Genomic DNA, 22,198 nt, shown 5'->3' with positions numbered 1-22,198 from the left:
GTCAGGGGAGGGTGGAGTATATAGGACACTAGCAGTTGCAAAGGGATTTTTCCTTAAATGACCTCAAGATTGGTTAGCAGATTCTCCGCTCTTATTATTAGAGCATCGCGCTTTTCCGGTTTCTGCTTGTCCCAGTTCCGGTACATCATCCCCATGCGTGGGTTGCGCTCGAAATCAGCTCGGTGGCGGTCAATGAAGTGCCAGTATAGTGAGTTGAATGGGCAGGCGTCGGGCTCGGTGCTTTTGCTAACCTTGTAGTGGCAGTTGGAACAGTGGTCAGACATACGTTGAATGTATTTGCCGCTGGCGGCGTAAGGCTTTGACCCAAGATAGCCGCCGTCAGCGTGCATCACCATGCCTAGCACATTGGGCAGCTCAACCCAGTCATAGGCATCGGCGTAAACGGCCAAGTACCAGTCACAAATTTCTTCCGGTGCTATGCCTGCCAATAGTGCGAAGTTGCCGGTAACCATCAGCCTCTGGATGTGATGGGCATAGGCATTGCGTCGGGTGGCGTCGATGGTTTTGTGCATGCAGCGCATTTTGGTTTCACCCGTCCAGTAGAACCAGGGCAGTGCGCGGGTGTTACCAAGGCGGTTTTCCTTTGCGTACTCCGGCATGTGCAGCCAATAAATGCCTCTTACAAACTCGCGCCAACCAATAATTTGGCGGATAAAACCTTCCACCGCATTAATAGGCGCCTGCCCGGCATACCAAGCACTCGCTGCAGCTTCGCATACCGCGAGAGGGTCGAGCAGGCCGCAGTTGATATAGGGTGAAAGAATGGAATGAAACAGCCAGTCTTCGTTGTCAGACATGGCGTCCTGATAGTCGCCAAAGCAGGGTAGAGCAAACTCGATGAAGTAGTTCAGGGCCTCTTGCGCATCCTCCGGGGTGACTGCAAAGTGAAAGTCGTCGGTAATGCCAAAGTGATCGGGGAAGTGCTGCTCTACCAGACCGATCACCTCGCGGGTTATGGCGTCCGGTTCTATTCGAAATGGCGCGGGAGCGGGCGGTTTGCCGCTCCATTTGCGGCGATTATCGGCATCGAAGTTCCAGTTGCCGCCTTCTGGCTTGCCGTCTGGTGTCATCAGTAGCCCGGTTTTACGCCGCATTTCCCGGTAAAAGAACTCCATGCGCAATTGCTTGCGGCCCTCAGCCCAATTAGCAAACTCGCGTTTGCTGGCAATAAAGCGGGTGTCAGTGCGGATTTCTACAGACACACCCAAGCGTTTCTGCCATTGGCAGATCTGGTTGTGTAATCGCCATTCACCGCATTCGGTTGTGATGATGTTGCTTGGACGCAGATCACCAAGCAGGGAAGACACAACGCCTTCTAGGCTTTGATGTTTGTTGTCCGGATGATACTGCTGATAGTGAACTTGCCATCCGTCCTGTTTCAGCTTTTGAGCAAAGTGGCGCATGGCGCTGAACAGCAGCACCAGCTTTTTCTTGTGATGGTTGGTATAGCTGGCTTCCTCATGAACTTCTGCCATTACAACTGTGTCGCGTTTTGGGTCGGCCCCTTCAAGGGCGCTGATGTTGGTTGTCAGCTGATCACCAAGAATCAGAATCAGGTTGGCCATGTGAGGGTGCGCTCCGGTTGCTGGCGGATTATTGTTTGGTTTCACTGAGGATCACTTGGGCTCTTAACCCATAGTAGGTAGCGAGAATACGCACTAGGCACAAGGGTAGTTCAGGCGCCAGCCTGATAAAATCCAGATATTAGTCAAGATGACTCGCATCAAGATGCGTTTAGCCGGGCTCGCCTATAATGCGTTGCTCCCGCGCTGCCCCCATACATCATACGCTCAGAGTTTTTATTATGGCTTCCGACATCGCACCACAAGCTGCTGAATCTACACTCCCGGAGTTCATCTGGGATGATGCGCTGATCAAACGCTACGACCTCAGTGGGCCACGCTATACTTCTTATCCCACGGCCGTGGAGTTTAACCAGAACTATCCGGTTGAGCAGATGGTGGAAGCTGCCGCCCTCAGCAAAGCCAGCAACCGGCCTCTTTCCCTATATACCCACCTGCCGTTTTGCGCGCACCTTTGTTACTACTGCGCATGCAACAAAGTGATCACCAAAAAACGCGATAAGGCGATGCCTTATGTCGAGCGCGTTCTGAAAGAAGCGGCTATGCAGTCGAAGTTGTTTGGCTCGGATCGTCCGGTAAAGCAGCTGCATTGGGGTGGCGGCACACCAACCTTCCTGCCGAAAGATGTTATGCGGGAGTTGATGGATGGGTACGCTGAGTTGTTCAATCTGCAGAGCGATGGAGAGCATGATTACAGCGTAGAAATTGATCCCAGAGAAGTGGATCAAGACACTCTGCCAACTCTTTGGGAGCTTGGTTTTAACCGCATCAGTCTGGGTGTTCAGGATGTAAATCCCGAGGTTCAGAAGGCTGTTAACCGGATACAGCCCAGAGAAATGACCGAAGCGGTTCTAAAGGAAGCTCGGAACCTTGGGTTTGGTTCCATTAACCTCGATCTGATCTACGGCCTACCCCACCAGACGCCGGAAAGCTTTGCGGATACTCTCGAAGCTGTATTGGAAATGTCGCCGGATAGGTTGTCTGTATTCAGTTATGCGCATCTGCCGGAACGTTTTTATCCGCAAACCCGTATCAAGGACGATACGTTGCCATCGCCGCAACAAAAACTGACCATTCTGCATAACACCATCAACCGCTTGCTTGAGGCGGGTTATGAGTACATTGGTATGGACCACTTTGCCAAGCCGGATGACAGCTTGGCGATTGCGCAACGTGCAGGGCGTTTGCACCGGAACTTCCAAGGCTATACCACCCACTCGGATTGTGATTTGGTTTCTCTGGGTGTTTCGGCTATCGGCCAGACTGACGATGCTTATTTCCAAAACAACCATGATCTGCCCGCGTGGGAGGCATCTATCGATGCTGGCCAATTAGCGATTACCAAAGGTGTGAACCTGACCCGAGACGACCGAATTCGCCGTTGGGTTATTGGTCAGCTTATTTGCCAGTTCCGTCTGGATCGTCAGCAATTTTCTGCCGAGTGGCAGGAGGATTTTGATAGCTACTTTGCAGACGAGTTGGCGCGTCTAAAGCCGATGATGGCAGATGAGCTGATTGGCGATAATGGTCAGGTGCTGCAAGTAGAGCCTGCCGGCCGACTGCTGATTCGAGCTATTTGCCAGATTTTCGACTTTTATCGCAAAGAGGGCGCTAGCCAGCGGTTTTCCCGCATTATCTGATTTTTTAATTTTATGCCATCCCCGGGGCAGCTCTGTGCCCCGGTAAAATTGTTACGACCTCTAAATACTGGACTCTTTTCTGTATATCGAGTAACTTCTAGTGCTTCCGTTCAGAAAAATGCTCTGGATTAAAGGCTTTGCGCTTGTTCTAATTCTTTTGTGACCCTCCTTTTTGGGCTAAAAACAGCCGCCGCCAGATAATTTCAGGGCAGAAGAGGCTGTAATTGCAATGACGACTAAACAAACTTCAAGGCTCTATATTCACTTCCGCTTTCTTTAGCGACCCTCATGCTTTAGCGAAATAGCGTCCCGACTATTCGCGGACACCCCAAGGTGTTTTCGTAATTTCCATTCGCCGCGCTTCGCGGTCTTTCAAAATACTTGTGCCCCAAGTAATCGAATGTGCCTGCACACGCTGATCTGTTGGCACTTTGGTAGTAAAGAGGTTTTGGTTTGAACGAAAGTAGCTTTGTTCAGTTCTCAATACTGACAATCGTAATTTTGCTGGTTGGCTTTTATGGCGGCACCTATCTGCTAACCCTGCTAATTCGCAAGAAAGAAGAAGATACTTCCGGTTTTATGGTCGCAGGTCACAATGTCGGTTTTGGCATGGGCGCCGCCAGCATGACGGCAACCTGGATATGGGCTGCATCATTTTATGCGGCGGCGACCTCCGGCTACACCTATGGCGTATCCGGGCCGATACACTACGGCCTTTGGGGTGCGTTGATGATTCTGTTCATTTATCCGTTTGGTCGACGCTTCCGTAAACTGGCACCCAATGGCCATACGCTTGGCGAACTTATTCATGCGCGCCATGGGTCTTCCAGCCAATTGATTCTGGCTGGCTCCAACATTCTGGGCAGCGTAATCAGCCTTATGGTGAACTTCACCGCTGCCGGTGCGTTGGTGTCTGTACTTTCGCCATTGTCGTTCCAAACTGGCGTACTGGTAGCTGGGGTTGGTGTGCTCAGTTACACGCTAACGTCTGGCTTTCGGGCTTCTGTGTTTACAGATTTTGCTCAGCTTGTCGCGCTGATGGCCATTACTGTGGTGATTATCCCTGCCGTTCTGTTTGCTGTTGGTGGGCCATCAGAAATGGTTGCTGGCCTTCAAAACCTCACAAGTGAGCAAGCCGATTTCTTTTCTGTCGATGCGATTATGAATCAGGGTGCGCCTTTTTTTGTGGCGGTACTCGCGTATGCCATTGGTAACCAGACCATCTCTCAACGCTTGTTTGCTGTGCGTGAAAAACACATTAAGCGAACTTTTGTGACGGCCACCCTAGGGTACGGAGCCATTGTTATTGGCCTCGGCATGATTGGCTTGATGGCATTAACGGTTGGGGTTGAGCCTGTAAACGGCAACATGAATAACTTGATCCCACAAATGGTATCAGCCTACTTGCCTCCGGTATTCGTTGGCTTGTTCTTTGTGTTGGTGATCGGCGCTTTGTCATCCACCGCAGACTCAGACTTGTCTGCTTTGTCGACCATCGTTATGGCCGACATCTACGGTAAAAATATTGCCAAGGACAATCCTAACCCTAAAACAATGTTGTTGATTGGTCGCGCTACCATGATCGTGGCAACTGTTGCCGGTTTGATTTTCGCCAGTTTTTCGTTGGATATTCTAGTAATGCTGGTATTTGTTGGCGCACTTTGGGGTGCCATCGTTTTCCCGGTCATTATTAGCTGTTACTGGGACAGGGTAAGCAACGCGGCGTTTACCTGGTCTGTGGTTATCGCCATGGCCTTTTTCTGTATCGCGCGCTTTGAGCTTTTGGAAATGACCGGTGTGACCGTTCTTTTTTTCGAAGTTCTGGCCTCTGTGGGCGGCGCGGTTGTATTCGGGTTGATGGCGTTTGGTTTCTTTGGTCGCAATGTTGGCCTGATTGTTGGAGTTGTTTCCGGCGCGATTTTGTTGGTTTATGCCACAGGGTTCCTACGGGACTACATGGTTCTTACAGCGTCCCTCACTGCCTATGGGGCTAGCGCCATCGTGTGCACTGCAATGACACTGCGCAATAAGGAAAGATTTGATTTTGACCTGATCAAGCAGCGCGTTGGCAGTTACGACGCGCCTGCAGATGAAGACGAGAATGAACCCACGATGATCCCTGAAGGAGCACACTCATGAGTGAACTTGTTTATGGTACTTATATTCTGGTTTGGCCAGCACTGACATTGGGTGTACTGGCCGTTATTTGCGGTGCGGTAATCAAAGACGCCGTTCAGGCGCGTAAGTCAAACAATAATGTAGTTTGACAAGTAGTTAATTTGATATGAAAACGGGAGCCATGTGGCTCCCGTTTTCATATCAGCCCATTAAACTTAGGCTGCTGGAACCTTGAACTCGTTGGCCAGATCTTGAAGTTGCCGGGCGAGTCGTGCCTGCTCTCCTGTAACGTGGGATATCTCCTGAGAGCCGGTAAGTGTCAGTATGGCTACCTCACTGACCGATTCCATGTTCCCGGCCAGTTCACGGGTAACCGCAACCTGTTGCTCGGATGCGGCCGCTATCTGGGTCGCCATACCAGAGATATTGTTGACGTCTCCAAGAATGGCGGCAAAGGTTTGTTCCAGCTCCGAAGATTGCTCGCTGGTTTCATTGGCAAGTTTGTGGCTGGCCGAAATCGAGCGGCTGGCGCTGTCGGTGATTACCTTGAAGCTATTAACGATGTCCTCAATTTGCGTGGTGGAATCGTGAGTCTGTCGGGCCAGAGTGCGAACTTCGTCGGCCACAACTGCAAACCCCCGGCCATACTCACCAGCTCGTGCGGCCTCAATGGCGGCGTTCAAGGCCAGTAAGTTGGTCTGGTCAGCCACCTTGCGGATAACATCCACAACTTCCACAATACTACTGCTGCGCTTCTCCAACTCTTCGATCACTTCGTTTACGTCTTCCACCGAGCTGGCCAGAGAGCGTATACGGCTTATGCTACTACGCAACACGTTCTCACCCGTTTGGCTTCTCTCTGTAACCATATTGGCGGCGTCTGCCACTTGCTGTGTGTTTTGGGAAATCTGCTCAGACGTAGCCGACATTTCCTCTGTGGCTGCAGCAACTTGTTCAATCTGGGTTTGCTGGTCTTTTGTTTGAGCTGCGTTTTGACTGGCTGTGGAGCTGGTTTCTTCGGTGGCTGTCGCTAGCTGTATGCTGGCATTGTCGATGTGCTTAAGGGCACTACCAAACTTGATAAAGAGCTCGTTGATTGCCCGCCCAATATTGCCGATTTCGTCTTTGCTGGAAACCTGCACTTGCAGCCTCAGATCCTTGTTGTCCATAGCAAACCGCACGCCGTCTAGCAGGTTGTTGATCTGCCTGTTTATCGCGTTGACCATAAGGAGCATCAGGGCAAAAACGGCAATGATGGCTGCAGCTGCAATTCCGGATGCCACCAGCAGATCGTGCCGGGCGCTGGCTACACCATCAGTGGCAGCGGTTGAGGTGCGGTCGAGCAAGGTTTTGCGCAATTCGTTCAGGTTACTTAACTGCTTGGTTGTAATATCAAACCACTCAGCCGAATTCAGGGCGTACATGCCTGAAGGGCTGCTAAAAAGAGTGTCACGTTTCGCTTGCAGGTCGCGGTTTTCTTCGGTGGTGGCAAGGTTTTCCAAGACTGTAAGCTGTGCGGGGTTTGATACCAACATAGCGCTGGCTTCACGAATGAACGCTTCTTGGTGGCCTTCAAAGGCTGCAATTTTTTGAATCGACGGAAGGTCGAAATCGCCGCTGCTAATGAGAGCAGCTCCCGTTGCACGTTCTTTGCCCGCAGCTTCTGCAGCCTCTGCTAGAGCATAGTAGGCGTTGATGTCGCGGGTAAGCTCTGGGTCAGTGGAGCGCGAAATAACAAGAGGAATCCGGTTAAGTAATCCGGCGATGGGCTGCGTATAACGGCCTCCAGCTTCAAGCCCACTCAGAGAACCCCCATCGACGCTATTACGAAGTTGATCAAGAGTCGCTAGCTTCTGAGCGACAGACTCAATACTACCGGTTACCTTAGAGCCGAAGCTGGCTTCCTGTTGAAGAGCAGTAAGGTTTGATTGGTAGTCAGATAACCGGTCATTGGTTTGCAGGCGCTGGCTGGCTAGTGCCTGTTTTGCTTGCTGTGCCGCTTCACGATCTGATCCTCCTGAGAGCACAACCGCCGAGCGGCCGCGTTCTTTCTGCAATGTCTCAATCAGCGGGTCGCCGATATTGGCCAACTGAACCAATAAGCGTAGCTGCTTCATATCGTTCAGTTGCCCTGCGTTCACGGCAATGCTCTCAACGGCAAAGTAGATGATCACCAGCAAGGCGGGCATCACAAGCGTGATGAGCTTTCCTCGCATGGAGAGGTTGTTGATGATGTTGTTCATCGGGATCCCTCATGTTCATGAATGGCGTCCATTGTGGATAAGTGTAGTTGCCAAAACCATTCACAGCACGAGGTACGTTTGGTGGTAGGTATACGCTGGTAACTTCTTGTTATTCAATGTTAAGCGCATGGGTTCTAACGAAAAAAACTGACTATACGTAATGGTGCGTGGAGTAACCCTAAATGGGTATTGGCGTGGCGCATGGCGGGTATTACGGGTTCCGCTGACAAAGGTCAATGCCCCAGAAGATGGCCCGGCGTATGGTCTGTGCAACGTTGACCGGGAGAAAGCCCATGGAACTTGTTTGCCCGGCCGGTAGCTTGCCGGCACTTAAAACCGCGGTAGATAACGGCGCTGATGCCGTTTATCTGGGGTTTAAAGACAGCACCAATGCACGCCAGTTTGCTGGCCTTAATTTTAATGACAAGCGAGCAGCCGAGGGCATTGAGTACGCCCATAGTAAAGGTGCCAGAGTATTTTGTGCCATCAACACCTACCCACAGCCGGATGGCTGGGAGACTTGGAAAGGTGCCGTTGACCGGGCGGCGGCACTGGGAGTGGATGCAATTATCCTCGCAGATATGGGGCTGCTGGACTATGCAGCTAACAAACATCCACAAGTTAATCGGCACCTGTCAGTGCAGGGTTCGGCCACTAGCTACGAAGCTCTACGCTTCTATAAAGACAACTTTGATATCCGCCGTGCCGTGTTACCTAGGGTGTTATCTATAGATCAGGTGCGTGGTGTCGCAAAGCACAGCCCGGTCGAGTTGGAGGTGTTTGCCTTTGGCAGCCTGTGCATCATGGCAGAGGGGCGTTGTTATTTGTCTTCCTACCTCACCGATGAGTCACCCAATACCCGCGGTGCCTGCTCGCCAGCTAAGGCTGTACGTTGGCATGAAACTCCGAATGGTTTGGAGTCTCGCCTCAACGATGTATTGATCGATCGGTATGGCAAGGGCGAATCTGCGGGTTATCCCACTCTGTGTAAGGGCCGTTTTGAAGTTGAGGGCAGTGTGTACCACGCCATTGAAGAGCCAGTGAGTCTGAACACACTGGATTTGCTCCCGGAACTGAAAGAGCTTGGCATCAGCGCAGTGAAAATTGAAGGCCGCCAACGCAGCCCGTCATACATCGCTGATGTTGCGCGCACTTGGCGCCAAGCTCTTAATCGTCTGGATGCAGGCGCTGGGGATTTTCGTGTAGACCCTACTTGGAACAGCACGCTTGCGGGCTTGTCGGAAGGTGGCTTGACCACCATCGGTGCCTATCATCGCAAATGGAAATAAAGCGGAGTATCTCCATGATGAAGCTTTCTCTGGGCCCTATTCTTTGGTTTTGGTCCAAGCAAACCGTATTTGATTTCTACGCCAACGCAGCCGATTGGCCGGTAGATACGGTGTACTTAGGGGAGACGGTCTGTTCCCGCCGTCGTGAATTGAAGTTGGCAGATTGGTTCGAGATCGCCAGCGTGCTCAAGGAGTCCGGCAAACAGGTCGTGCTATCAACGCAAACGCTGATCGAGTCTGAAGCTGACCTGCGGGCGTTGCGTAAAATCTGCAGTCAGCAGGAGTATCTGGTTGAGGCCAACGACCAAAGTGCGTTGCAATTGGCAACTCAGAACCAACTGCCATTTGTGACCGGCCCATCAATGAATCTCTACAACACTGCAACCTTGAAGCTGCTAGCAAAACAGGGTCTGAAAGGTTGGAGCTTGCCTGTAGAGCTGGGCCGTGAAACCTTACAGCAGTTAATAGTGGAGTTAAAAAACGAAGGGCTGGATTTGCCTGCGGAAGTGTTCGCTTGGGGCTTCCTGCCTCTGGCCTGGTCGTCCCGCTGTTTTACGGCTCGGCACTATAATCTGCCTAAAGACAACTGTGAGTTCCGCTGCTTGCAGCATCCGGATGGTATGGAACTGCGCTCACGGGAATCTCAAGAGTTATTTCGGTTAAACGGTATTTCAACTCTGTCTGGCTCCCGGTACGACCTGATGCGCGAAATACCGGATATGGAGCGAATGGGCGTGGCTACTGTGCGCCTGAGCCCAGAACATCAGGGCATGGCGGAAGTGGTTCGTCGCTATGATCAGGTACGCCGCGGCGAAGCTCCGGCTAGCGATCCATTGCAGTTGGTGGAGGCTCCACCCTGTAATGGATATTGGTATGGCAAACCGGGCATGGACCTGGTTCCTTCACAAGGCCTTTAATGGAAAAGGACTGGCGTTTGACTGTCAGATTAACAAAGTTGAGCCACGGCGCGGGCTGTGGCTGCAAAATTGCCCCCGATGTACTGGAGCGGATACTTCACACCAGTATTCCGGAGCGGCGCGATACCCGGCTGCTGGTGGGTAACGAGAGCCGCGATGATGCGGCGGTTGCGGATCTTGGCAATGGCATGGGGATTATTAGCACCACGGATTTCTTTATGCCGGTGGTGGATGACCCCTTTGATTTTGGCCGTATTGCTGCTGCCAATGCCATCAGCGACGTTTACGCCATGGGTGGGCGCCCGATTATGGCTATTGCTATTTTGGGATGGCCGCTAGGCACACTGGCTCCCGAGATCGCGGGGCAGGTGATCGACGGTGGTCGCGCTGTGTGTGCCGAGGCGGGGATTACCCTGGCAGGTGGCCATAGCATCGATTCGCCGGAACCCATCTTCGGGCTGGCGGTGACCGGTCAGGTCGCTACAAATCGCATTATCCGCAATAACACGGCCAAAGCAGGGGATTTGCTGTACCTCACCAAGCCGCTGGGTGTGGGTATTCTGAACAGTGCTTTGAAAAAGGAGTGTATCGAGCCAGAGCATTTGGCACTGGCTGTTGAAACCATGTCAGCCTTGAACAAGGCTGGCGAGGTTTTCGCAGGGTTGGACGGCGTACACGCGATGACAGATGTCACAGGTTTCGGACTTGCCGGTCACCTGCTGGAAATCTGCCGTGGCAGTAATCTGAGCGCGCTCATCAATCGTAGCAGGGTACCTGTGCTACCAAATGTGCAGGATTACATTAATAAAGGCTGCGTCCCGGGTGGCACCCATCGCAATTCCGCCGCCTTTGCTGGGGGTGTTGCAGGCATGAGTGCTGCAGATACCCTGATATTCTGTGATCCTCAAACCAGCGGTGGCCTTCTTGTGGCTGTCGATCCGGCGGAGGCAGAGGCTTTTGAAGATCTTGCCGAAGAGCTGGGTCTGATGCTGAAATCGTTTGGACAACTGCATCCGGCTGGTGTGCTTGAGCACAGGATTGTGATTGCTGAGTAGCATTTCAGTTATTCAGCAATCGTTGGCCCAAACAGTCGCAGCTCCCAATCTTCGACTTTGCCTGTTTCGAGCCGCTTTTGGGCCAGAGCACGAAGATTGGGGGTGAGCTGCCCCAGCCTAATCAATTCAGTAAGTGCGGCATGCTCCAGAGTGGTGTCGTAAAGCAATGATAATACCCTGCTCAGAGGCCAGCCCGGGTTTGGTCGTTGATCAAGAGTCAGAGTGTCACCGCGACGGATGACCCCAGGCTGAAGAACCCGGTAATACCAGCCGGTTCTGAGACTGGCTTGCAGCCGCTTGGACATATCCGGTATGCCAAAGCGCAGGTTCAGGCGCCAGCAAGGCTGGCGAGGCTGGGAAATTTGAACAACGGCTTCCCCAAGCGCGAAAATATCGCCCACACACACGTCGGCTTCGGTAAATCCTGAAGTCACTAGGTTTTCACCAAAGGCTCCCGGCTGACAATACTCAGCGGCGGGTTCGGGCAGTGCTTTGCGAAGTCGCGGATAATGCTCTGAGGCAAAGTGGTGCAGGGCTTTCTCGGGGCCGCCATGATGGCGTTTGTCACCTTGCTGGTCATTGTTTAGACCATTGACACTTAAGTACGCAGAGTCAACTTCCTGCTTGTAAATGCCGGTAAGAGTTTCGGTATCTGCGAGTTTTGTCAGGCGGCCGACTCTGAGTTGCCTGATTATAATGCTGCTAGTCATCGAAAGCCCCCTAAGCATTTATAACAGGTGAGCGGTCACCAGATTGCCATCATGGCACCGGCCCCCAAAATCAGCGAGCCTCCCACCTCAGCCACAATAAGGGTAATCATAAAGCCATGAACAATCCAAAACGGCAGTGCCATGGTGCCCAACGTGTGCGGCTTGCGTAGCTGGTTGCTGGTATCCCGCAAAAAACCGTGAATGATGTAAGTGCCAATGGCTAAAGCAAAAAAGCTCAGGGCAGATACGGCGCCCAGAGTATTCAGCCAATCCGGAAATACACTGTAGCTGGCAAACCAACCTAGCAACACGGCGGCAAAGCTGTACATGAGTGAGCTGCGGTGGGCAATGTCTACATACCGTGGCGCAGCTGCTTTAGGGCTTCGGGCCATGCACCAGTACTTCCAGATACCTGTTAGCAGCCCAGTCATAAAAAAGACAAAAGCGGCGGTAAGGCAAAGCCTTTCAGCCAGTGACATCATGTGAATTTCGTTCATTTTGTTCGCTCACTGTGCAAATCCGGGCTGGACTCCCCGTTTAATGATCCTAAACCATCGCACAGGGGGGCATGGGTTTCATATGGCCCTAACAACAGAAAGCTTCAAAATAAACGCAATTTCCGGAGCTTGAGATCCCACTCTAGGCTGTCGAGAAGGTTTTTCAGCGCTAGACCCAATTCCGTATCTCCTTCTATGACCAGTCGTCGCTGAAAAAACAGCTGGTCAGGGTCTTGCCGACGTTCGGCGAGGGTTTTGAACGCAGAGAAGGAGCCTCGAATGGTGGCTTCGCCCGGGCCATTCAGCACACGTAGCCTGCCAGACCAAAATCCAAATGTAATGCCCGGATGGCCGCCGTTCACCTCCAGCCGAATACTGCGTCCTTCAAAATCGTCAAACTCGCCATCAGCTATGGCTTCCGCAAAAATTCGATTGAGGGGTGCTTCAGCAACCAGTTGTTTCATCGGCATCGGAATTGAGCGATCAATGGCGTCGAGTAAAGGAAAGGGTGATGGCAGGTATTCAGAAAGCAATGCCAGAGAATCGCTAATCAGAAGGTTGCTAGACGAAGGTAAACGAATCGGCAAGGGCAGGGCCATAATCAACTCCGGGCAGTGAATTCAGACTGCCCAGAGTAAACAAAACGCGCTGTGTTTGATTTGATATAGCTCAGCCCTTGTGCAGACCCTCCTCCACAGCCCACACAGCAACCTCAACTCGCGAGCGCAGGCTGAGTTTTTTGAGTAGGTGCTTCACGTGCACTTTTACGGTGCCATCACTGATATCCAGCTTGCGACCGATCATCTTGTTGGATAGGCCCTCTGCAATCAGCCGCAGAATGTCTTTTTCCCTCGGGGTTAGGCTGTCGAAATCAGGGCGTGAAGTTTGCTGAGGCTTGTTGGAGCGTAAAGCTTCAGCGAGAAGAGTTGTCAGGCGGTCACTAATGACCATTTTTCCTGTTGCAGCTTGGCGAAGCTGGGCAATCATGTCTTCCGGTTCCATGTCCTTCAGCAAGTAGCCGTCGGCGCCAGCGCGTAGGGCGGCGACTACGTCATCTTCTTGATCAGATACCGTAAACATTACTATTCGAGAGCTTACATTCAGCTCCCTAAGTTTTTTCAGTGCGTCAATGCCGCTAACTTCCGGCATATTGAGGTCCATTAGAATCAGGTCGGGCTCTAGCTCGGTTGCCAGTCGAACGCCGTCGTTGGCATTGCTGGCCTCGCCCGCCACTACCATGTCTTCTTCCATTTCGACGAGCTGCTTGATGCCTTGGCGCAACAGCGGGTGGTCGTCGATCAGCAAAATGCTGGCGGGTGTATCAGACGCTACTTCAGACATGGTACTTCGCTTCCTCTCTCTTGATTAGGTAGCGGCGTTTTCGAGTTGCCACCTGTTTTGTGTTCAACTGGTTGATGTTTCGCTTGGAATCAAGTGCCGGCTTTTTGGAATGAACGTAAGTATAACTTCAACGCCGCCGTTATCGCGGTTTTGCACAATAATCTGGCCACCCAATGTGCGGGCACGGTCTTGCATGATGATCAGCCCGTAGTGGTTTACCGGCTGCCCGCCTTCTGGCAAACCCTTGCCGTTATCCCGAATATTTACTTTAACTTGTGGAGATTCGAACAGCACATCCACAGCAACCTCGGTCGCGTCAGCGTGTTTGACAGCATTGGCCAAAGCCTCACGCACAATCTGCAGCGTGTGAATTTCCTCGTTAGGCGATAGTGCCTGAGGCGGGAGATTGTAATTCAGACCGACAGCCTTACCCAACCTCGTTGAAAATTCCTCTATGGTTTTGCGCAAAGCGGTAGCGAGATCTGGAGTGTCCAGTTTTAAGCGGAAGGTCGCCAACAGCTCCCGCAGCTGACGGTAGGCGCTGTTCAGGCCAGTGCTCAGCTCTTCTAGAATAGCGTCGTGGGCGCTTTTTTGATCACCTTCTATGTTCAAGCGCCTTAAACGGGCGACCTGCATTTTTAAATAAGACAAGGATTGTGCTAGAGAGTCGTGGAGTTCTCTGGCAATAACTGTGCGCTCCTCGGCTAGCGTAAGCTGCTGTTCTTCCGTGATCTGGCGTTCCAGAAAAATGGCCGTTGCCAACTGGTCGCTAAGGGTTTCCAAAAGGTGGCGGGCTGTATCTGAAAGTTCCTCGTCGGCAGGGTACCAAACCTCCAGCGTGCCAAGGAGTGTGCCGGGTGTTCGAATGGGCAACAGCAGCCTGCGTCCGTCATTCTCTTCTATCGGCAGATCATCATAAACTTCGTCTGTTACCAAACAGGCATTGCAGTGGTGGTCGCGACAGTAAAACGGCCGTTCAGTTGTCGCCGTGGTAACAGTTTGCACCGGTCCTGAGGATTCCTTGTCGTGGAGATAGAGCCGAATTGGACCTATACCCAAAAGCTGCTCCAGCTCCTGCAGCATAGGCACCGCGCCGCTGCATAGGTCGTGGTTGGCAAACAAACTACGGCTGGCAGAGTGAAGTAATTGTAGAGCAGCGTGGCTTTTCTCGAGTTCTTCAGTTTTGCTGCGAGCACGCTCTTCCAGCTCATAATAGGTGAGCGCCAGCTCACTGGTCATTTGGTCAAATGCGCTACCCAGTTGTGCCAGTTCGTCGCTTCCTTTCATGTTCGCCTTTAGCGAAAAGTTTTGCTCGCCGACGGCTCCCGCAATGCTAACCAGTTTGCGTAGGGGTTTGAGAACTCTGTTTCTCAGGTCAACAAATAGGGCAACAATAATGAGTATGGAAAATGCCAAGCTGATGACCTGAATAAGATGTAGCAATCCGATGCGCGCTTCGGTGCGTCGCTCTAGCATGCTGACCAGCTGGTCTACCGAGGCTACATAGGATTCAGTTGCGGCAAGCATCTCGGGTTGAATCGGCGCGCCTTTTGGGTGGCGTGTAAGCTCTGGGCGCAGGGTCTCTTCCCAAAAAGCAGTTAGCTCTCGATACTGGTTGGCGAGCGGGTGATCGTCGGTGGCAGGAATAGCGCGAGTAATGTGAGTGTCTTTGAGGCTTAGCTCGTAACGGGAGGCTAGTTCTTGAAACTTGCCTACTCCAACGCTGTTATATTCCGGGCTGGCGGCGTGAGACAGCAACCTATAAGCGCCCATGCGCAGTGCGCCCGCTACATTGATTGCAGTGGCGTTACCTTCAATACTTTTTGAAACTGCAAGCGTCGTCACCATGCTGACAATAGATGTCAGTACAACGGCAGAAACAACGATGGCAATCCGGTTAACAAGGGGGCTTCTGGATCTCATTACGTCTCGTCTTTGCAGTCGCCGGGCTTGGATACCTCCTTGAGGATAGTCAATTACCCCAATGGTTGGTATCCCATCATAGTCTTTGACCTGCGTCAGGGCAAAAGATGAGACTAAAAGGTAGTAATAAAAACAGTTCACAAGGGCGTCAGCGAATGAAGTCAGAGGCGGATCAGGAGGATGAGCGGCTGGCAGCACTTGCCGTGATTCTGCCGCTGGCACTAACAGGCTTCGTTATTGCGGCAGGCTGCTGGACGCTATTTGCAGTTGCTGGCATTCATCTTAGAGCCGAGCTCAGCCTGAGTAATCTTCAGTTTGGCCTTTTGTTGGCCATGCCCATGGCTGTAAGCGCGCTTTTGGCTGTACCCTCAGGCCTTGCTGCCCGAAAATTTGGTGCCCGCCGTATTATGCTCATTTGTCTTGCCGGGCTTGCGGTTTGCATGATGGTTTTGCTCACCACCGATACTTTCCCCGGATATCTTTTTGCAGCTGGCGGGCTCGGTCTGGCTGGCGGGTTTTACAGTGCTGGGCTGCAGTTTGTAACCAGTAGTTGCAAGCCCCAACGGTTGGGGCTCGTACTTGGAGTCTTTGGTGCTGGCGTTACCGGTGCCGGGTTTACCTACTACCTTGTTCCGCTTTTCCATGAAGCCTTCTCTTGGCATGGCGTTCCGCTGGCTTATTTGATTGTCCTTTTGTTGGTGCTTGCACTTTTGTTGTTGCTTACAGACCCAGAAGACGCCATAGCAGACCCCCAAACTGAAATCTCTATATCCATGCTGTTATGTCGCTATAGACGGCAGGGCATTTGGCAGCTTGGCGCTTACTTTGGTGTGGTTGCAGGCAGTTTTTTTGCGCTGGCTTTGTGGCTTCCAGATTACCTTTCGTCCCAGTTCGATTTGCAAGTACAATCAGGCGCCAAGCTTGCTCAATGGTTCATCATCCCCGGTGCTATGGCGCAGATTCTGGGGGGTGGTTTGTCTGATCGTTTCGGCAGCCCCCGGGTCATTAGTCGGTCGCTTCTGGTGGGTCTCGTAGCTTTGGTGGTGTTGTCTTATCCGCCTATGACACTGTTTATTCGCGGTGTGGAAACAACCATTAAGGTTGAGTTTGCTCTGCCTATGACGTTTGAAAGTGTTTTTGTAGTGGTGCTCGGAATGGCCCTTGGTTGCGCTATGGGCAGCCTTCAGAGAATGGTGATCCTTGAAAGTCGCCAGAATGCCGCGTTTGTTGCCGGTTTACTACTCGTTAGCGCCTGCTCCGTGGCTTTCCTATTACCGGTTATATTTGGAGCTGTGAATCACTGGCTGGGTGTTCGCAGTGCTGTGTTTATGATCCTGTTTCTACTGCTTTGCATTTGCCAATTTATGTTTGCCCGCTTCAATCGCCAGCACGAGCGCCAGACTTTTCTCCAACCGGGGATATAAGTCGCCTACCACCTCAGTGGTAGATGCGGGTTATGTGGTAGTAACCACGCAGATTTCAGGGTTGTTCTCCCACACAATGATCTTAAATCGGAAAAACGATCCGGCAGACGGAGAGAGAGACCATGAGTCATTTGATCGATAAGCTGAGTTACTTCAGCAAAAAGCGCGAATCCTTCGCGAACGGCCACGGCGAAACCCACGATGTGAATCGCGACTGGGAAGACAGTTACCGCCAACGCTGGCAGCACGACAAGATTGTGCGCTCCACTCACGGCGTAAACTGCACCGGTTCCTGCAGCTGGAAAATTTACGTTAAGAATGGTCTGGTTACCTGGGAAACTCAGCAAACCGATTATCCCCGTACCCGCCCGGATCTGCCCAACCATGAGCCTCGCGGCTGCCCCCGTGGTGCCAGTTATTCTTGGTATATGTATAGCGCCAACCGCTTGAAGTACCCTCTGATGCGTAAGCATTTGATGAAGCTTTGGCGTGCGGCACGCATGCAGTTTAATGACCCGGTTGAAGCTTGGGCTTCCATCGTTGAAGACCCCAAGAAAACTGCTGAGTACAAACCCCGCCGTGGTATGGGTGGTTTTGTGCGTTCCAGCTGGGACGAAGTTAACGAGTTGATTGGTGCGGCGAACGTTTACACTGCCAAAACAACTGGGCCGGACAGGATCATTGGTTTCTCTCCAATCCCGGCCATGTCGATGGTTTCCTACGCCTCTGGTAGCCGTTATCTGTCGATGATCGGCGGTGTGTGCCTAAGCTTCTACGATTGGTACTGCGATTTGCCACCGGCTTCCCCGCAAGTCTGGGGTGAGCAGACCGACGTTCCTGAATCAGCAGACTGGTACAACTCGGGCTACATCATTGCCTGGGGTTCTAACGTGCCGCAAACTCGTACACCGGACGCTCACTTCTTCACCGAAGTGCGCTACAAGGGCACCAAAACCGTTGCCATTACCCCGGATTACGCCGAAGTATCCAAGCTTTCTGACGAGTGGCTGAACCCCAAGCAGGGTACAGATGCGGCTCTAGGTATGGCCATGGGCCATGTCATTCTTAAAGAGTTCCACCTCGACAACCCCAGCGAGTATTTCACCGACTACGTGCGCCGTTACACCGACATGCCGTATCTGGTTAAGCTCGACAAAATGGAAGATGGCCGTTACGTACCTGGCCGGTTCCTGCGCGCCAGTGATCTGGTGGGTGGTCTGGGTGAAGAGAACAACCCTGAGTGGAAAACCATTGCCATCGACGAGGCCAGTAACCAACTCACTGCACCCAACGGCTCTATCGGCTATCGCTGGGGTGAGAAAGGCAAGTGGAACCTCAAGCAAACAGCAAAAACCGAAGATGTAAGCTTGCAGCTGTCGCTGGTTGAAAAGCATGACGAAGTCGTTGATGTGGCCTTCCCGTACTTCGGTGGGGTTAAGCACGACCACTTCAAATCTGTTGAAATTAGCGACACTCTGACCCACAAGCTGGGCAGCCGTAAAATTGAGTTGGCTGAAGGCGGCGAAACCCTCGTGGTTACCGTGTACGACTTGATGATGGCCAACTACGGCCTGAGCCGTGGTCTGGGTGAGGACGACAGTGCAACCTCCTACGATCAGGTCAAGCCTTACACTCCGGCCTGGCAGGAGAAAATCACCGGCGTACCCGCCGAGAAAGTGATTCGTATCGCTCGAGAGTTTGGTGAGAACGCCCACAAAACTAAGGGCCGTTCCATGATCATCGTTGGTGCCGGTATGAACCACTGGTACCACATGGACATGAACTACCGCGCGCTGATCAACATGCTGGTCATGTGTGGCTGTATCGGCCAGAGCGGCGGCGGCTGGGCCCACTATGTAGGTCAGGAAAAACTGCGCCCGCAAACCGGCTGGCAGCCGCTGGCATTCGGTCTGGACTGGCAGCGCCCACCACGCCAGATGAACGGTACCTCGTTCTTCTACGCCCACTCCGGACAGTGGCGCTACGAGAAGCTGGATGTGAGCGAGATTCTTTCGCCTCTGGCAGACAAGTCCAAGTTCGGCGGAAGCCTGATCGACTACAACGTGCGTGCAGAGCGCATGGGGTGGTTGCCATCTGCGCCGCAGCTTAATCGCAACCCGCTGACCATCGCAGCAGAAGCTGAAAAAGCGGGCATGGATGTGCCAGCCTACGTAACCCAATCCATGAAAGACGGTTCACTGGCCTTTGCATCGGAAGATCCGGAAGCACCCCAGAACCATCCGCGCAACATGTTCATCTGGCGCTCTAACCTGCTGGGCTCATCCGGTAAGGGTCATGAGTACATGCTCAAGTACCTGCTGGGGACCAAGAGCGGTGTGCAGGGTAAAGATCTGGGCCATAGCGGCGGCGTGAAGCCTGAAGAAGTGAAGTGGCACGACGAAGCGCCTGAGGGCAAACTGGACTTGCTTGTTACTCTCGACTTCCGCATGTCTACAACCTGCTTGTACTCAGACATCGTTCTGCCTACCGCTACCTGGTATGAAAAGAACGACCTGAACACATCAGACATGCACCCGTTCATTCACCCGCTGACTGCTGCGACAGACCCTGCGTGGGAATCCCGCAGTGACTGGGAAATCTACAAAGGCATCGCCAAGTCCTTCTCCAAGGCGGCGGAAGGCCACTTGGGTGTTGAGAAAGACGTGGTTACCCTGCCGCTGATGCACGACGCTGCAGCAGAGCTGGGCCAGCCATTCGATGTTAAAGACTGGAAAAAAGGCGAGTGTGAGCTGATTCCTGGCAAGACCGCGCCTAACTTCATCACGGTAGAGCGGGATTACCCCAATACCTACGCGCGCTTCACCTCACTTGGGCCATTGATGGACAAGCTCGGTAACGGTGGCAAGGGTATTAACTGGAATACCGAAAAAGAAGTGAACTTCCTGGGTGAGCTGAACTACAAGCACATCGACGGGGCGAACGCAGGTCGTCCGAAGATTGAAAGCGCTATTGATGCAGCCGAAGTAATTCTGACGCTGGCGCCGGAAACCAACGGCCACGTGGCTGTGAAAGCCTGGGCTGCGCTGTCGGAGTTTACCGGTCTGGATCACAGTCACTTAGCCGTGGGCAAAGAGCACGAAGCCATTCGCTTCCGCGATATCGTGGCCCAGCCCCGCAAAATCATCTCCAGCCCCACATGGTCTGGCTTGGAAGATGATCATGTTTCCTACAACGCTGGTTACACCAACGTGCATGAGTTGATCCCCTGGCGCACATTGACTGGCCGCCAGCAGTTCTACCTTGACCACGAGTGGATGCGGGCCTTCGGCGAAAGCCTGCTGGTGTACCGTCCGCCCATTAACACCAAAGCCGCAGCGCCATTGCTGAACGCAAAACCCAATGGCAACCCGGAAAAAGCGTTGAACTTCCTGACGCCGCACCAGAAGTGGGGTATTCACAGTACCTACAGCGACAACCTGTTGATGCTGACCCTGTCTCGCGGTGGCCCCATTGTATGGCTGAGTGAAGACGATGCCCGCGATGTGGGCGTGGAAGATAACGACTGGGTAGAAGTATTCAACGCCAACGGCGCACTTGCAGCGCGGGCGGTGGTTAGCCAGCGGGTTATGCCGGGCATGATGATGATGTACCACGCTCAGGAGCGGATTGTGAACATCCCGGGCTCTGAGGTAACAGGTAGCCGCGGCGGTATTCACAACTCGGTAACCCGGGCTTGCCCGAAGCCCACACACATGATTGGTGGCTACGCGCAGTTCTCCTACGGCTTTAACTATTATGGAACCGTGGGTTCCAACCGCGACGAGTTCGTGGTGGTGCGTAAAATGAAGAACGTTGACTGGCTTGATGGCGAAGGCAACGACACTGTTCAGGAGGCTGTAAAATGAAGATCCGTTCCCAAGTAGGCATGGTGCTGAACCTGGACAAATGCATCGGTTGCCATACCTGTTCAGTGACTTGTAAAAACGTATGGACCAGTCGCGAAGGCATGGAATACGCATGGTTCAACAACGTAGAAACCAAGCCCGGTATTGGTTACCCGAAAGAGTGGGAAAATCAGGACAAGTGGAAAGGCGGCTGGATGCGTGATGCCAGTGGCAAGATCCGCCCGCGCATTGGCGGTAAGTTTCGAGTATTGGCAAACATCTTTGCCAACCCGGACCTGCCGGAAATTGATGACTACTACGAGCCGTTTGATTTCGATTATCAGCACCTGCACACCGCAGGCGACAGCAAGCACCAGCCGGTTGCACGGCCTCGCTCGCTGATCTCCGGCAAGCGCATGCAGAAAATCGAGTGGGGCCCGAACTGGGAAGAAATTCTCGGTACCGAATTCGCCAAGCGTCGCAAGGATAAGAACTTCGACCAGATTCAAGCTGACATTTACGGTCAGTTTGAAAGCACGTTCATGATGTACCTGCCGCGTTTGTGCGAGCACTGCCTGAACCCTACCTGTGTGGCCAGTTGCCCAAGTGGCGCTATCTACAAGCGGGAAGAGGATGGCATCGTACTGATCGATCAGGACAAGTGCCGTGGCTGGCGTATGTGTGTATCCGGCTGCCCGTACAAGAAAATCTATTTCAACTGGAAAACTGGCAAGTCTGAGAAGTGCATTTTCTGCTATCCGCGTATTGAAGCCGGTATGCCGACCGTGTGCTCAGAGACCTGCGTAGGCCGTATCCGCTATCTGGGTGTGCTGCTTTACGATGCCGACCGCATTGAAGAAGTAGCAAGCACTCCAGGGGAGCACGAGCTTTACGAAAAGCAGTTGGAAATTTTCCTTGATCCGAACGATCCGAAAGTCATTGAGCAAGCCAAAAAAGACGGCGTGCCAATGAACGTGATTCAGGCAGCCCAGCGCAGCCCGGTGTACAAGATGGCGGTGGACTGGAAACTGGCACTGCCACTGCACCCTGAATACCGCACTCTGCCAATGGTTTGGTACGTGCCGCCTCTTAGCCCGATCCAGTCTGCAGCAGAAGCTGGCAAGGTTGAGTTTGATGGCGTGTTGCCGAAGATCGAAAGCCTGCGGATTCCGGTGAAGTATCTCGCCAACCTGCTCACCGCAGGTGACGAGAAGCCGATTGTGCGTGCACTCAAGCGCATCATGGCTATGCGTCTTTACAAGCGTGCAGAAACAGTAGACGGCGTGGAGGATCTGCGTGCACTGGAAGAGGTTGGCCTAACCAAGGCTCAAGCCGATGAAATGTACCGTTATCTGGCCATTGCCGATTACGAGGATCGTTTCGTGATTCCCACCAGCCATCGTGAGCTGGCGAAAGAAGCCTTCCCGGATGCGCACGGTGAGCGCGGTGGTTGCGGCTTCAGCTTCGGCGACGGTTGCAGCGGTGGTGACAGCGAATTCAGCATGTTTGGCGGTCGTAAAAACACCTCCACCATGGTGCAAAAGCTGACCACAGTGAAGCAAGTCGACCCGAAACAGCTGCAGGAGTAAGGA

At 52.8% G+C, this 22,198-nt stretch carries 16 protein-coding genes; 9 read left to right on the top strand and 7 right to left on the bottom strand.

Features of this window, described 5'->3' with window-relative positions:
* Positions 1-53: 53 nt before the first annotated feature.
* Entirely contained in the window at positions 54-1,586 is a 1,533-nt protein-coding gene (locus MWU62_RS04270) for a cryptochrome/photolyase family protein (protein WP_247113683.1), read from the bottom strand.
* Positions 1,587-1,825: 239 nt separating this feature from the next.
* Here MWU62_RS04270 and hemN point away from each other — a divergent pair, with 239 nt between their 5' ends.
* From hemN to MWU62_RS04255, 3 genes are all read left to right on the top strand, one after another.
* A complete protein-coding gene (gene hemN / locus MWU62_RS04265) occupies positions 1,826-3,244 on the top strand; it encodes an oxygen-independent coproporphyrinogen III oxidase (RefSeq protein WP_247113682.1) in 1,419 nt (472 codons plus the stop codon).
* A gap of 453 nt (positions 3,245-3,697) precedes the next feature.
* A complete protein-coding gene (locus MWU62_RS04260) occupies positions 3,698-5,383 on the top strand; it encodes a sodium:solute symporter family protein (protein WP_247113681.1) in 1,686 nt (561 codons plus the stop codon).
* Complete coding sequence (locus MWU62_RS04255) at positions 5,380-5,511, top strand: putative transporter small subunit (RefSeq protein WP_247113680.1); 132 nt, start codon at positions 5,380-5,382, stop codon at positions 5,509-5,511. The genes MWU62_RS04260 and MWU62_RS04255 overlap by 4 nt, the downstream gene beginning before the upstream one ends.
* 66 nt (positions 5,512-5,577) lie before the next feature.
* Here MWU62_RS04255 and MWU62_RS04250 read toward each other — a convergent pair whose 3' ends face one another.
* Positions 5,578-7,605, bottom strand: coding sequence for a methyl-accepting chemotaxis protein (locus tag MWU62_RS04250; RefSeq protein WP_247113679.1), 2,028 nt, complete (start codon positions 7,603-7,605; stop codon positions 5,578-5,580).
* A gap of 293 nt (positions 7,606-7,898) precedes the next feature.
* Between MWU62_RS04250 and MWU62_RS04245 the strand changes: the two genes are divergently transcribed.
* Genes MWU62_RS04245 through selD form a run of 3 tightly spaced genes read left to right on the top strand, consistent with a single transcriptional unit; the run spans position 7,899 to position 10,866 of the window.
* Complete coding sequence (locus tag MWU62_RS04245) at positions 7,899-8,894, top strand: peptidase U32 family protein (protein WP_247113678.1); 996 nt, start codon at positions 7,899-7,901, stop codon at positions 8,892-8,894.
* Positions 8,895-8,908: 14 nt separating this feature from the next.
* Positions 8,909-9,811: a U32 family peptidase gene (locus MWU62_RS04240; protein ID WP_247113677.1), complete on the top strand. Its 903-nt coding sequence runs from the start codon at positions 8,909-8,911 to the stop codon at positions 9,809-9,811.
* A complete protein-coding gene (selD, locus tag MWU62_RS04235) occupies positions 9,811-10,866 on the top strand; it encodes a selenide, water dikinase SelD (RefSeq protein ID WP_281494780.1) in 1,056 nt (351 codons plus the stop codon). The genes MWU62_RS04240 and selD overlap by 1 nt, the downstream gene beginning before the upstream one ends.
* Positions 10,867-10,874: 8 nt before the next feature.
* On the opposite strand, the gene MWU62_RS04230 is transcribed toward selD, so the two are convergent.
* The 5 genes from MWU62_RS04230 to MWU62_RS04210 all read right to left on the bottom strand — a co-directional run bounded on the left by MWU62_RS04230 (position 10,875) and on the right by MWU62_RS04210 (position 15,337).
* A complete protein-coding gene (locus MWU62_RS04230; RefSeq protein ID WP_247113675.1) occupies positions 10,875-11,576 on the bottom strand; it encodes an MOSC domain-containing protein in 702 nt (233 codons plus the stop codon).
* Positions 11,577-11,611: 35 nt separating this feature from the next.
* Positions 11,612-12,073 (bottom strand): hypothetical protein, encoded by a 462-nt coding sequence (locus MWU62_RS04225; RefSeq protein WP_247113674.1) that lies wholly within the window; start codon positions 12,071-12,073, stop codon positions 11,612-11,614.
* A gap of 104 nt (positions 12,074-12,177) precedes the next feature.
* Complete coding sequence (locus MWU62_RS04220; protein ID WP_247113673.1) at positions 12,178-12,672, bottom strand: SCP2 sterol-binding domain-containing protein; 495 nt, start codon at positions 12,670-12,672, stop codon at positions 12,178-12,180.
* A 70-nt stretch (positions 12,673-12,742) separates the two neighbouring features.
* Positions 12,743-13,414, bottom strand: coding sequence for a two-component system response regulator NarL (gene narL, locus MWU62_RS04215; protein ID WP_247113672.1), 672 nt, complete (start codon positions 13,412-13,414; stop codon positions 12,743-12,745).
* 63 nt (positions 13,415-13,477) lie between these two features.
* A complete protein-coding gene (locus MWU62_RS04210; protein WP_247113671.1) occupies positions 13,478-15,337 on the bottom strand; it encodes a histidine kinase in 1,860 nt (619 codons plus the stop codon).
* Positions 15,338-15,492: 155 nt separating this feature from the next.
* Between MWU62_RS04210 and MWU62_RS04205 the strand changes: the two genes are divergently transcribed.
* The 3 genes from MWU62_RS04205 (at position 15,493) to narH (ending at position 22,195) form a co-directional block, all read left to right on the top strand.
* A complete protein-coding gene (locus MWU62_RS04205; RefSeq protein ID WP_247113670.1) occupies positions 15,493-16,761 on the top strand; it encodes an MFS transporter in 1,269 nt (422 codons plus the stop codon).
* Positions 16,762-16,883: 122 nt separating this feature from the next.
* Complete coding sequence (locus tag MWU62_RS04200) at positions 16,884-20,627, top strand: nitrate reductase subunit alpha (protein WP_247113669.1); 3,744 nt, start codon at positions 16,884-16,886, stop codon at positions 20,625-20,627.
* On the top strand, positions 20,624-22,195 hold the full coding sequence (gene narH, locus MWU62_RS04195) for a nitrate reductase subunit beta (RefSeq protein ID WP_200361918.1): 1,572 nt from the start codon (positions 20,624-20,626) through the stop codon (positions 22,193-22,195). Before MWU62_RS04200 ends, narH begins: the two co-directional genes overlap by 4 nt.
* Positions 22,196-22,198 lie beyond the last annotated feature (3 nt).

The organism is Marinobacter sp. S6332 (assembly GCF_023016045.1).
GTDB lineage: Bacteria > Pseudomonadota > Gammaproteobacteria > Pseudomonadales > Oleiphilaceae > Marinobacter.
The sequence above is the reverse complement of the archived record's forward strand: the minus strand, read 5'-3'. Positions and strand labels throughout refer to the sequence as shown.

Coding starts and splice junctions, on each gene's coding strand:
- MWU62_RS04205 (WP_247113670.1), top strand. CDS start 15,493: ATGAAGTCAGAGGCGGATCAGGAGGATGAGCGGCTGGCAGCACTTGCC.
- MWU62_RS04240 (WP_247113677.1), top strand. CDS start 8,909: ATGATGAAGCTTTCTCTGGGCCCTATTCTTTGGTTTTGGTCCAAGCAA.
- MWU62_RS04245 (WP_247113678.1), top strand. CDS start 7,899: ATGGAACTTGTTTGCCCGGCCGGTAGCTTGCCGGCACTTAAAACCGCG.
- MWU62_RS04210 (WP_247113671.1), bottom strand. CDS start 15,337: ATGAGATCCAGAAGCCCCCTTGTTAACCGGATTGCCATCGTTGTTTCT.
- narH (WP_200361918.1), top strand. CDS start 20,624: ATGAAGATCCGTTCCCAAGTAGGCATGGTGCTGAACCTGGACAAATGC.
- MWU62_RS04200 (WP_247113669.1), top strand. CDS start 16,884: ATGAGTCATTTGATCGATAAGCTGAGTTACTTCAGCAAAAAGCGCGAA.
- MWU62_RS04255 (WP_247113680.1), top strand. CDS start 5,380: ATGAGTGAACTTGTTTATGGTACTTATATTCTGGTTTGGCCAGCACTG.
- MWU62_RS04220 (WP_247113673.1), bottom strand. CDS start 12,672: ATGGCCCTGCCCTTGCCGATTCGTTTACCTTCGTCTAGCAACCTTCTG.
- MWU62_RS04250 (WP_247113679.1), bottom strand. CDS start 7,605: ATGAACAACATCATCAACAACCTCTCCATGCGAGGAAAGCTCATCACG.
- MWU62_RS04225 (WP_247113674.1), bottom strand. CDS start 12,073: ATGAACGAAATTCACATGATGTCACTGGCTGAAAGGCTTTGCCTTACC.
- MWU62_RS04270 (WP_247113683.1), bottom strand. CDS start 1,586: ATGGCCAACCTGATTCTGATTCTTGGTGATCAGCTGACAACCAACATC.
- MWU62_RS04230 (WP_247113675.1), bottom strand. CDS start 11,576: ATGACTAGCAGCATTATAATCAGGCAACTCAGAGTCGGCCGCCTGACA.
- selD (WP_281494780.1), top strand. CDS start 9,811: ATGGAAAAGGACTGGCGTTTGACTGTCAGATTAACAAAGTTGAGCCAC.
- narL (WP_247113672.1), bottom strand. CDS start 13,414: ATGTCTGAAGTAGCGTCTGATACACCCGCCAGCATTTTGCTGATCGAC.
- hemN (WP_247113682.1), top strand. CDS start 1,826: ATGGCTTCCGACATCGCACCACAAGCTGCTGAATCTACACTCCCGGAG.